Annotated in this window: 6 protein-coding genes and 1 tRNA gene; 3 read left to right on the plus strand and 4 right to left on the minus strand. The window is 55.9% G+C overall.

Translation table 11 applies throughout. The features are described 5' to 3' along the window. Positions 1–45 precede the first annotated feature (45 nt). The gene (locus tag VL547_RS03695; RefSeq protein ID WP_325575316.1) at positions 46–5,121 is read right to left on the minus strand and encodes a C25 family cysteine peptidase; all 5,076 of its coding nucleotides are present in this window, start codon (positions 5,119–5,121) and stop codon (positions 46–48) included. An 18-nt stretch (positions 5,122–5,139) separates the two neighbouring features. Then, entirely contained in the window at positions 5,140–6,279 is a 1,140-nt protein-coding gene (locus VL547_RS03700) for a PorV/PorQ family protein (RefSeq protein ID WP_325575318.1), read from the minus strand. 29 nt (positions 6,280–6,308) lie between these two features. Here VL547_RS03700 and tyrS point away from each other — a divergent pair, with 29 nt between their 5' ends. Together tyrS and VL547_RS03710 are read left to right on the plus strand one after the other, a co-directional pair. Further along, a complete protein-coding gene (gene tyrS / locus VL547_RS03705) occupies positions 6,309–7,601 on the plus strand; it encodes a tyrosine--tRNA ligase (protein WP_325575320.1) in 1,293 nt (430 codons plus the stop codon). A gap of 189 nt (positions 7,602–7,790) precedes the next feature. Beyond that, a complete protein-coding gene (locus VL547_RS03710; protein WP_325575322.1) occupies positions 7,791–8,735 on the plus strand; it encodes a CAP domain-containing protein in 945 nt (314 codons plus the stop codon). A 17-nt stretch (positions 8,736–8,752) separates the two neighbouring features. Here VL547_RS03710 and VL547_RS03715 read toward each other — a convergent pair whose 3' ends face one another. Next, complete coding sequence (locus tag VL547_RS03715) at positions 8,753–10,213, minus strand: glycoside hydrolase family 125 protein (protein ID WP_325575324.1); 1,461 nt, start codon at positions 10,211–10,213, stop codon at positions 8,753–8,755. Positions 10,214–10,342: 129 nt separating this feature from the next. On the opposite strand from VL547_RS03715, the gene VL547_RS03720 reads away from it, so the two are divergent. Beyond that, a tRNA-Gln gene (locus VL547_RS03720) sits at positions 10,343–10,413 on the plus strand. Between the two features lie 276 nt (positions 10,414–10,689). Here VL547_RS03720 and VL547_RS03725 read toward each other — a convergent pair. Next, positions 10,690–11,046: a DUF86 domain-containing protein gene (locus tag VL547_RS03725; protein WP_325575326.1), complete on the minus strand. Its 357-nt coding sequence runs from the start codon at positions 11,044–11,046 to the stop codon at positions 10,690–10,692. Between the last annotated feature and the right edge of the window lie 108 nt (positions 11,047–11,154).

The following is an 11,154-nucleotide window of genomic DNA, read 5'->3' on the forward strand; positions in this document are numbered from 1 at the left end:
CCCCCCCGCCCCCTTCGGCCGGCAGGCTAATAACCGGTAATCGGTTTATCGCATGAGGTACATTTTCCCATACCCCGCCTTGAAGTACTGATTCGTGTTCTCCCCCTGATCGGTGAACTTCCCGAGCGACTTCCCATTCAGATTCGTAATCACCCGATAGAGATACACCCCATTCCCGACCTTCTGCCCAAACTGGTCAGTGCCGTTCCATTTGAACTGGGTGATATTGCGGCCGATGTGCAACGGCCCGAGCTCGGCTTCGGTTATCTCGCGCACGACCTTACCGGTAATCGACAATATCTGGATGCGCAGCTCCTGGGGGACCTCCGAGCCGGTGATGGTGAACACGAAGGCGGTGGAGGTCGTGAAGGGGTTGGGGTAGTTGAAGACGTTCGAGATCATGGGCGTGTTGATCACGCGGAAGGTGACATCGTAGGCCAGACGGCCCGCCGGGTTGCCGCTTTCATCCTGGCCGTTGACGATCAGCTCATAGTTACCATCCTGCACCAGGCTCGGGTGGAGCACCACCGTGGCCGTGTTGTGGCCGGACGACAAGTTGGCGGGGATGAACTGCGCGCTGTCGGAACCGGTCTTGTAAGCGTGCAGCGAGCCATCGGGATAACGCACCTGGATGGTGATGACGGAGGAATCCGTCAGCCCGAGGTACGGGCTGTTATCGGTGAGCTTGATCAGCACCTGCGGCCGCGAGGAAACGATGTCCTGGTTCAGGATGTGTACCCCGTCAAAGGTTACGTCCATCGTCGGCTGATAGGCATCCGCCTTTACAAAAAACGTTTTGTAGAGGAAGTTGTTGACGAGATACTGTTCCGGCTGGGCCATGTTGGGGTTGACGTTTATGTACAGGGTATTCTTCCCGACATAGTTCTGGGTGGCGATGGTATCCAGGATGTGCACGGAGTCACCCACCACCAGCGGCTTGGTCTTGGGCAGGACGATGTTGTGCGCCACGTTCTGGTTGTCGGTAATGGTGAGCTGTACCTTGATGCTGTCAAAAGCCGCGTCGCTGATGTTCTGAAAGGCCACGCCAAAGTCGAGCGGCTGACCCGCCTGGAGCGTATCCGGGCAGGTGAAATAGTGGTTGGGGGCGATGGCGCCTTCGGGCGCGTCCTGGTAGTGGACCAGCAGGCGTTTGAGCTGGTAAGGCGTCTGGAGTATCGAATCCTTGCTGATGAGCTCGAGACGCAGCTGGGGATACGTCGCCGCGGGGATGAACGAAAGACTGGTGTCCTTGCACAGCGCGGTGCTGGTGTACAACAGGGCCTCGGTGGAATCCTGCCGGACGCCGTATACCAATACCTGGAGGCTGTCCCCGGGGTTGTCGATGGCGCCCTTCCAGTGTATGTCCTGCCAGGACTTGGCCGGCCCCACGAGGGTGCTGGTGATGCTCCCCTGCTGGAGGGTGGACACATAACTGTACGCAGAGATCAGCTGGTCGCCTACGTTGCTCCCTACTTTCTGCGAAAGCACGGTGAAGGTGCCGTTTGCTTCCTTCCGGCCGATATAAAGAATAGGTAGTAAGTGCGTAAAGGAGTCGATGGTGTTAAAGCCCATCGATTTGAATTTGTTGTACAGGGAAACGCCCGAACCGAACACCGCCGTATCCGACTGCCAGGCGCCGATAAACTGGGTGGGTGACGTGCTCGTCATCCAGGCCCACATGACAAAGAGGGTCCCGTTGGGCAGGCTGTCGAAGAAAGACATGGCGGCCTTCCGGCCGGCCGTGGTCGTGACGGGGAAATTGAAGTCATACGGGATATCCGTACAAGCCCCGGAGCTGCCGTATTTGCCCAGACCGGTGACGGGTGACACGGTATCATACATCACGATGTTGTGCGACTGGTTGATCAGCATAAAGGCCAGGGAGCCGAACGTGGAGCCGCAACCCGAAGACGTTTGGTTAAATCCATCGACCTGTACCGAGTTCGCCTGGTCGCCGCCGTACGGATATACCTGCGTGATGGCCTGCACGGTGTGCGGCGTTGTCGGGAAAGAGAAAACCCGGTCGGAGTCGAGCGCTTCGAGGGCATAGCTGTCGTTGCCAAACTGGAAGTAGTGCGACTGGTTCCAACCCGGCGTGCTGCCGTTTACATACAGGAACGAGTTCTCGGACCAGTTGGTGGAGCTGCCGTTGGAGGGCACGATCGCGACGCGCCAGTAATAGACCGTGCTGTCTTTGTAACCCATCGTCGGCTGGAAGGACAATAACCCGCCCTTCGACGAATTGTTGAGCTTGATCATCGCCGGGGAGTTGAACAGGGACGTGGTGTCTATCTCGAATTCATAGTTCCGGGCAGAGTCCAGCGGGTCGGCCGAAGACGCATAGAACGTCACGGGCGACTTGCCTACGATCGAATACGCGGCGGGGTAGACCGGGGAGACGTCCTGGTCATAGATAAAGAAAGACTTGGAGAGGTTGTTGTTCGACATCGACAGCTCGCTCACCTTCCCGTCCGCGTTGAGACTGATCAGCAGGGTATTGTTCCCCTTGTCCTTAGTGGGGTTGATCGGCACCGTTAGGAAGATCGAATCCAGCAAGGGGGGGCCGGCGCGTTTTTGATTATAAAGCGTCGTCGTCGTCCCGTCGGGCAGCTGCCACTTGATGGTGACCAGGATGGAGTCCGTAATAGCCATCCCCAGGTTGTAATAGTAGGTCTTTACCGTAAATGTATTATCCGCCACCGAAATGATCGCGGGGTTGATGCTCACCTGCGGGTCTTCGATGTCGTAGTCCGGCTTGCTGAAATGGTAAGGCGCTATCGACGGGTCGCCGTTGAGCGACAGTTGCTCCATACAGCAACGGCCATAAAAATCGTTGGCGAAGGTGGGGTTGTTCCCCAGCGCCTGCGTCGTTTTCATCATCTGGATGCCCGCGGGCGCGCCGTAATAGGTACGCGACAGGTCGTTGTACAATTGGGTGTTATAGTCGTCGAGGTAGCTCACGATCCCCACCGAGGAGGAGCCCATGTAAGCTATGGCGCCGTTTTCCGCGGCCAGGATAAACCGCTCCGTGACCGTCAACCCCTGTGGTGTCAGCCGGCTGCTGTCCGGCTCGAACATATCGCCGGCGTCGCAACCGTTGGCGAAAAAGAGCGGATATTTTCCGCGCATATTGAACTGACTGGGGTCGCCCAGGTTGTATCCCAGGATATTCAGCGAAGAGTGTCCGAAATAGTTGACCAACCCCACCCCCGTGGCGAACAGGTTCGTGATCTGCTGATCCGAAAGGTCTTGTACGTTGGTCGTGCTGGTCTTGCGGAAAGTGGATACGCTCCCGCCATACAGCGTATCCTGTATGACCGCCTGGTAGTTCGCCATATCGGCCTGGATGATGTCCCCGGCGGTGGCGTCGGCGCCCACGACATGGACGACGTTCTTCTTCCAGGCTTCGCCGGCAACGGTACCCGTATAATTCGACTGTACCTGCTCGAACTCCTTTACCTTTTGAAGATAGGGCGCGATCTCCGCGCCGCTGACGACGCTCAGGCGGCCGAGCGGTGTGGCGTTCCCCTGCCCGAACTGGTTGCCGTCCGTAGCCATCAGCATGTCTGAGGGTGGGCTGCCAAAGGACGGGATCAGCGCCAGCTTATAGATCGTCGGGATGTTTTCTTCCGCCCGGACGTTCATATAGTTGACCGCCTTGCCGATCAGGAAGGCATACTTGGGCTTTACCGAAAAGACGTTCCGCGCATACCGCAGGAAGTTCCTGATCGACAGAGGATGCAATTTAATACCGAAGGCGAACTGGTCTACCAGCTCGCTGATGTCGATGGTCTTGGCGTTGTACGAGCCGCCCGCTGCCGACAAGCGGTACTGGCGATAGGCCTCCACGTTATTGTTGCCGCTCCCGTCGTTGTAGAGGATGGGGTTGCTGATGATGAGGAAGTCTCCCTGGTTGGCCGACTGCGAAAAGTCGGTAAACTGCTTGGACGTGAGCGATGTCACCTGTTTGACCCCACCCGGATCCTCGCTGATCAGGGCGATCTCCCGGTTGGTCATCGAGGGCGGTAGGACGAATTGCACCATCCCGGGTTTGGACAAATCACCCGTGATCCGGAGCCCGTTGGTCAGGTCCAGCAGGACCGGGGCCACGCTCCCATAGGTAAAATTCCTGACCTGGAGATAGTTGCCCGTATCGCTGGCGGGCATGCTGAAAAAGGCATGGCTCGAGTTCAGGAAATTGAACTGACTGGGATAGATGACCTCCGCAAAGCTCATCGTGAATTCGTCGCTGCCGTCGGAATTGTTGTTGGCGACCCCCAGGGTTACCGTGCCGCCGGACAACAGGTTGGTGGCGATGGTGGATGACAGGATCGTGCCCTGCGTTTGGGTGACGACCGTGTCCTTGAGCACGTGGCTCGCGCCTCCGGTATTGTACGAAAGCTCCATCGTCCGGTTCTCGAACACCAGGTTGTTCACACCCGCCCGGACGGTCGTCGCCGGACCGGCCGTATAGACCGGCAGACCGGAAAATTTATAGCTGAACGGGCTGCCCGGCCAATAGCCGACGCCGTCGATATACCCCTCACCCGCGTCATAAGAGGACGAAATGATATAGCTGCCTTCCACGGTGAGGTATACCCCGTTGTCCAGGCCCTGTTTGAAAAAAGCCCCGTTGTGGCACATGTAGTACGGCTCCGGCGCCAGGGCGTTGCTCGCCACGTTATTGGCCACGTCGTTCACCCGCAGGTTACCCCCGGTCGGGTTGATCGTCAGGAAATACACTGCCGTATCGGTAAACAGGCTCCATTGATCCGCTGTTTGAAACGTCGGTTGCAGGTAAAGTGGTTTGTCCGGCTTACCGTCGTTTGCCCGCCCATAAAATTCAATGTATCCGTTTACAGGAAGGAGCCCTGACGCCACGGAGGTGTACAGGGGCACTTGTGCCCCGTTACGCCACAGCTGGAACGTGGAAACATCCGCATTCTGTAGCCCCGCCGACGTCAAAACCGATTCAGAGATACGGTATAGCCCATCCGAACCGACTCTGAACTTATAATACGTTTTGGAAAAATCGATCCACTCGTTGTTATACGTCTGCGCGCCGGCGCTGACGCAAAACGTCAGGCCTATAGCCGCCAATAGGATCTTAAATATGTTCATACAGGGTCGGAAAAAAAATTAGTGTTTCTTGGGTAACGGTCCTATATCAAATTTCAATGAAAATATGTGCGTATACAATGGGTCCGATTGATTCGCCAGGTTGGTGAACGCATAGTCTATCGTCACGAATTTCACTTTGAAACCTGCGCCCACGCTGGGTTGATAGATCCACACTTTTTTCTGGTCCAGCGTATCCCCGTCCGCCAGCGCCCGCTGGAAGTTGTTGATACCCGCCCGGAGGAAAACAAAGTCCTTATACCCCAGCTCCAGTCCGATGTGCGGATCGACGCTCACCGGGTCCGAGCTGATGATGGTGTTTCGCTTCCCGTCAAAAGTCACGTCCAGGTCGATCGCCGGACGGATCGAAACCTTCTTGCCAATGTGGAACAGGTACGAACCGCCCACGATCAATTGCGGCGCGGTCAATTCCGTGGACTTTACGGGGATGTCGTTATTGGTCAGGTACAGCGCTTGTTTTTCCTGGTCCGTAAACGAAAAGCTCCAGGCGTTGAAGGTCGTAGTCATGTCCCGCAGCACCACGCCGAAGGAGGCGTGTTTGCCCAGGTACTGCAACCCGCCGTCAAAACCGAAACCCCAGGCGTGCGCAAAAGAGCCCACGTCCCGGTAGATGATCTTTGTGTTCAACCCGATGCTCCAGCGGCCGTTCTCGTTTTCCTTTAATTTTTGCGCCAGGGAAAGCAAGAAGGCATAATCCGCCGACGAAAACGTTTGTATATTGTTGTAGTCGATCGACCCGTCCTGCGGGTTCACCAAGTAGAGCGTGTTGGGTATGTCGTCCACGGCAAAACGCAACAGCGACAACCCCAATACCCGCTTCCCGTCGTTGATCGGGAAAGCCGCGCTGGCATAGTCGTACTTACCGATGCCTGCGAAGTATTCCGCGTGCATCAGCGCGAAATCCGGCTTGTCCTTTACGCCCATGAGGCCCGCCGGGTTATAGTACCCCGCGGTCGCGTCCTTGACCGAAGACACCTGTGCCCCGCCCATGGCCAGCCCGGCCGCCCCGGCCCCGATGTTCAAAAAGTCGTTGGAATATGTAACGAATTGAGCGCTGGCGGTTGCGACAATGCACGCGCCTGCAAAGGGAAGCAATAATAGTCTGGTCAGCGTCTTCACTGAATATTGGATATAGGTCATAAATATACAAATTATTTTACTTTTGCCGCATGATTAACAATCTAATACCAGAGTTACGGTGGAGGGGTATGATCCAGGATATGACGCCGGGAACGGAAGAGCAGCTACAGAAGGAAATGACCAGCGCCTACATCGGTTTTGACCCTACCGCGGACTCTTTGCATATCGGTAGCCTCGTACCCATCCTCCTGCTGGTCCACCTCCAGCGCGCCGGGCACAAGCCCATCGCCCTGGTCGGGGGCGCCACGGGGATGATCGGCGATCCGTCTTTCAAATCCGAGGAGCGGAAACTGCTCTCCGAGGAGACTTTGTCAAAAAATTTGCTCGGCATTCGCGCGCAACTCGCGCGGTACCTGGATTTCGACACTTCCCTGCCCAATGCCGCCGAGATGGTCAACAACTATGACTGGTTCAAGGACATGGGTTTTCTCCAGTTTATCCGGGACATCGGCAAGCACATATCCGTCAACTACATGATGTCCAAGGACAGCGTCCGCAAACGCCTGGACTCCGACAGTGGCATCAGCTTTACCGAGTTTACCTACCAGCTCATACAGGGTTACGACTATTACTGGTTGAATGCCCATAAGAACTGTAAAATCCAGATGGGTGGCAGCGACCAGTGGGGCAATATAACCACAGGAACCGAAATCATCCGCCGCATGGGTGGAGGTGAAGCCTTTGCGTTTACCTGCCCGCTGCTGACAAAAGCTGACGGCGGCAAGTTTGGCAAGACCGAGAAAGGCAATATCTGGCTCGATCCCCAAAAGACGTCCCCCTACCAATTCTACCAGTTCTGGCTAAACGCTTCCGACGAGGACGCCGCCAAATGGATAAAGATTTTCACCTTCCTGACCGAGGAGGATGTTAATATTTTGTTGTTGGAAAACCAACAAGACCCCGGACTTCGTAAATTGCAAAAACGTTTAGGCAAAGAGGTGACGACCTTCGTCCATGGGCAGGAAGCGTACGAATTTGCAGTAAAGGCCTCTGAACTCCTCTTTGCCGGAGATACGTTGGGTTTGTTAAAAGAGCTTACCGAGACACAATTATTGGAAATTCTGGAGGGTGTGCCAACCGTGTCTTTCCCGAGGACGCGCCTGTCAGAGGGCGTGGATATAGTATCCTTCCTCGCGGAAACGGGAATATTTCCAAGCAAGGGTGAAGCCCGGAAAATGGTTCAGGGTGGCGGCGTAAGCGTCAACAAGGTAAAAGTGGAAGGTTTGGATCACATCCTGACGCCCGCCTCACTGTTGCACGACCGCTATGTCCTGATCCAAAGAGGGCGTACAAAGTATCATTTAGTCAAAGCCGAACAATAGCGTTTTACTTCCAACCTGCACTCATCACCCGTTGCAACCCTAACCGGTATTTTTTCGCCGTTGCACCGTAGCCTGCCATTGCATCATTCCCTCGTTGCGTGATTAACCATTTGTGCATTACCGTTTGATTATTACCCTTTGTTGCACCGTAGCCCTGGTAGCCATTAACCATTAAACCTTATCCTTTTCATGAAGTATCCTTCCCTGGCCGTAAGGCCGGCTGTGGCATTGGTATGCCTGGCCGGCGCTTATGGCTGTCACAAGGACGTATCTTCTGTGCCGGGGACGACCTCCACCGGTTTCAGCGCCTCCTTTACCTCTTCCGCCGCAGCCCGGGCCGCCGCCATGGACGATTACCAGGTCAACTACCTCGGGTCCTCCGTTTCCGATGTCGCCTGGACGGGTAACAGCTCCGTATGCGACCCCGGCGATACCCCCGACTCCGTCAAACTAAGAGAGCTACAGCGGCTCAACTACTACCGTCGTCTTTGCGGTCTCCCTGCCGTTGCGCTGAACCCCAAATATTCCGCAGAAGCCCAGCAGGCCGCGTTGATGATGAAGGATAACAACGCCCTCAGCCACAACCCGCCCCTCACCTGGAAGTGCATCACACCCGACGGCCAGCTGGCCGCCGCCAACTCCAACCTCACCCTCGGCGCCAACGGCTCCGCCGCCATCGACCTGTATATCTCCGATCCCGGCGTCGCCACCCTCGGCCACCGCCGCTGGGCCCTTTTCCCCTCCCTCACCGAAATCGGCGAGGGCGACACCGACTTCACCAACGCCCTTTGGGTCATCGGCGGTTTTGGCAACCGGCCGGCCATGGCCTTTTCCGCCTATCCCGGCAACGGGTATATCCCCGCGCCGCTCGTCTACCCCGTCTGGTCCTTTTCGGTCTCCGCCGCCAACTTCGCCTCCGCCTCCGTGACCGTATCCGACGTTTCCGGGCACACGTACCCCGTGTCACTCCAGCTCACCGACGGCGGCTATGGCGACAATACCCTGGCCTGGACTTTCGAACAGGACTTCTCGTCATTGAAAGATGACTTGGAGTTGAACGTTACCGTTTCGGGGGTTAGCGCGGGGGGCGCGACGCGGAGTTATAGCTATACGGTTTATATCATGGCTGTCTAGCGCCCGCTCCTTCGTCCCTACCCCAGCAGCGCCTTCCGCGTGTGGTACGTCTTCAGTACCATTTCCCCGAAAATCGTATTCGCCCACGCGAACCACTTCCGCGTGAACTTATTCGGATCGTCCTTGAAAAAGGACTCGTGCATAAAACCCGTTCCCGCGTGCGTCGTCTGCAGCGTATGCAGACACTTCGCGATCTCCGCGTCCTCCGTGCTCGTCAACGCCCTTACGACGATGGCGATCGGCCAGATCATGTTCAGCCCGATATGCGGGCCGCCGATCCCTTCGCCCGCCGTCCCTTTGAAGAAAAAGGGATTCCGGTCCGACAGCACCAGCTTCCGCGTATTCCGGTAAATGGGATCGTCCGTAGACACCGCGTTCAGGTAAGGCATCCCGAGCAACGACGGCACATTCGCGTCGTCCATCAGGTTAAAGCTCCCGAATCCATTGACCTCGTACGCATACACCTTCCCCATCACCGGATCGGTCGTCACCGCATATTGATGCAAAGCGGCCTCCACCTCTTGTGCAAGCGCCAGGCAACCCTGCGCCAGCGCCGCGTCCCCATGTATCGATTGCACCATCTCCGCCGCCTGTTTCAAGCTCGCCACCGCGAAGAAATTCGACGGCACCAGAAACGGGAATATCGTCGCGTCGTCGCTCGGCCGGAACATGGAACAAATCAGCCCCACCGGCTTCACCGGGTAACCATATCCCCCCATCGGCACCCCATCCGTCGCCCAGGCCGTGGTCCGTTGGAAGCTGTACGGCCCCTCGCCATGCTTACGCTGCTGTTCCCTAAATGTCTTCAGCGTACTGGCAATCCCTTCCTTCCAGGCCGCGTCGAACGGCGCCTTGCTCCCCGTCCGTTTCCAATAGTTATACGCCAGCCGGATCGGATAACACAATGAATCGATTTCATACTTCCGCTCGTGTATCCCCGCCTTCATATCCGTAATGTCCGTCTTCTTCCACTCACTCACCTTCGAATCATCCTTGTAAAAAGCATTCGCATAAGGATCCAGCAAAATGTTCCGCGTCTGCCGCCGGATCACCCCTTCGACAAGCTGCCCCAACCTCGGGTCCTCCTTTACAAACGGCAGGTAGGGCCACACCTGCGCCGTACTGTCCCGCTGCCACATCGCATCTATATCCCCCGTAATCACAAACGTATCCGGCACCCCATTCACCATCGAAAAATCCACCGTCGTATCCAAAGTATTCGGAAAACAGTTCCCAAACAGCCACCCCAGCTCCTTATTCCCAATACCCTGCTGCACCATGTCGATCGCTTTCTCTATCGCCGGGCTCGAGAACTTCCGCTCCCCCGCCGCTACCCTGACCACCGGAAAATCCGCCAGCCGGGCCGCGCCCGCAATCGCTCCGGCGTTCCCCGCGACCAGGCGTTCCGCCGCCCCCGCGCCCAACGCCAACCCCGTCGCCGTAACGGCCGACTGCCTGATAAACTTCCTTCTTTCCATATGCAAATTTTTATCGCCCCGGACCACGTCCCAAGCGCTGCTTTATCGTTTAAGCCCGGAAGATAAGAAAATCCCAAAAAACTTGTTCGTAAACCCTCCGCTCCTTACCTTTGCCTCCCCCAACGGGACTGCCCGATAGTATAATGGTAGTACGACAGATTTTGGTTCTGTTTGTCTTGGTTCGAATCCAGGTCGGGCAACAAAGCATGCAGCTTTAAGGCAAAGCCCGCCGCACTTGCGGCGGGCTTTTTGTATGCCGGAGCGGCAACGGCGGAGCTTGCTCCGACGGGGCTGCGCAGGGATACAAAAAGGCCCCGAAGGGGACTTTGCCTTAAAGCGGTAGGGTTTGGGTAATGCAAATGCGGCAATGGATCACCGCAGCCGCGCAGCGGCGGAGGTAATCCAGGTCGGGCAACAAATAACCGCTCAGCAATGCTGAGCGGTTCCGTTTATTGCGTAGCGTGAAAAAAGCTGCCTTAGCGATTTTTTTCCTTCAGTTGACCTAGAATCTCTTTCAATTCCCGGGTAAATGCAGGTAAGTCATTCTTGATCGTGTTCCAGACTAATGGCAAATCTGTTCCAAAATATTCGTGAATTAATCTGTTCCGCATTCCCTTAATAAGTATCCAGGGAATTTGACCGTTCGCTTCTTTAACATCATTCGGAAGTTGGTTCACAGCCTCGCCTATAATTTGGATGTTATACAAACACGCCTCTATAACCATAAAATTGCTAGAGAACTCGTCGAAGGAAAGATTGGAGGTGTATGTTTCGATATGCTCGATACAACGCAGAATATCACCAACGATACTTGAAGGAATACGACTAGACATATAAAATGTCCTTTTCTACCGACGCGAGATATGTCGGTTTGATCGAACGCTTTGGAACAACATCCACTTTTATCCCTAGGAAATCTTCAATCTCGTTGGCCATGGCAA

The sequence above is a fragment of the Dinghuibacter sp. genome, assembly GCF_035492835.1.
Classification (GTDB): Bacteria; Bacteroidota; Bacteroidia; order Chitinophagales; family Chitinophagaceae; genus Dinghuibacter.

Bases quoted from the DNA above. Each gene is read 5' to 3' on its own strand.
- VL547_RS03695 (WP_325575316.1), bottom strand. From the start codon at position 5,121: ATGAACATATTTAAGATCCTATTGGCGGCTATAGGCCTGACGTTTTGC.
- VL547_RS03700 (WP_325575318.1), bottom strand. From the start codon at position 6,279: ATGACCTATATCCAATATTCAGTGAAGACGCTGACCAGACTATTATTG.
- tyrS (WP_325575320.1), top strand. From the start codon at position 6,309: ATGATTAACAATCTAATACCAGAGTTACGGTGGAGGGGTATGATCCAG.
- VL547_RS03710 (WP_325575322.1), top strand. From the start codon at position 7,791: ATGAAGTATCCTTCCCTGGCCGTAAGGCCGGCTGTGGCATTGGTATGC.
- VL547_RS03715 (WP_325575324.1), bottom strand. From the start codon at position 10,213: ATGGAAAGAAGGAAGTTTATCAGGCAGTCGGCCGTTACGGCGACGGGG.
- VL547_RS03725 (WP_325575326.1), bottom strand. From the start codon at position 11,046: ATGTCTAGTCGTATTCCTTCAAGTATCGTTGGTGATATTCTGCGTTGT.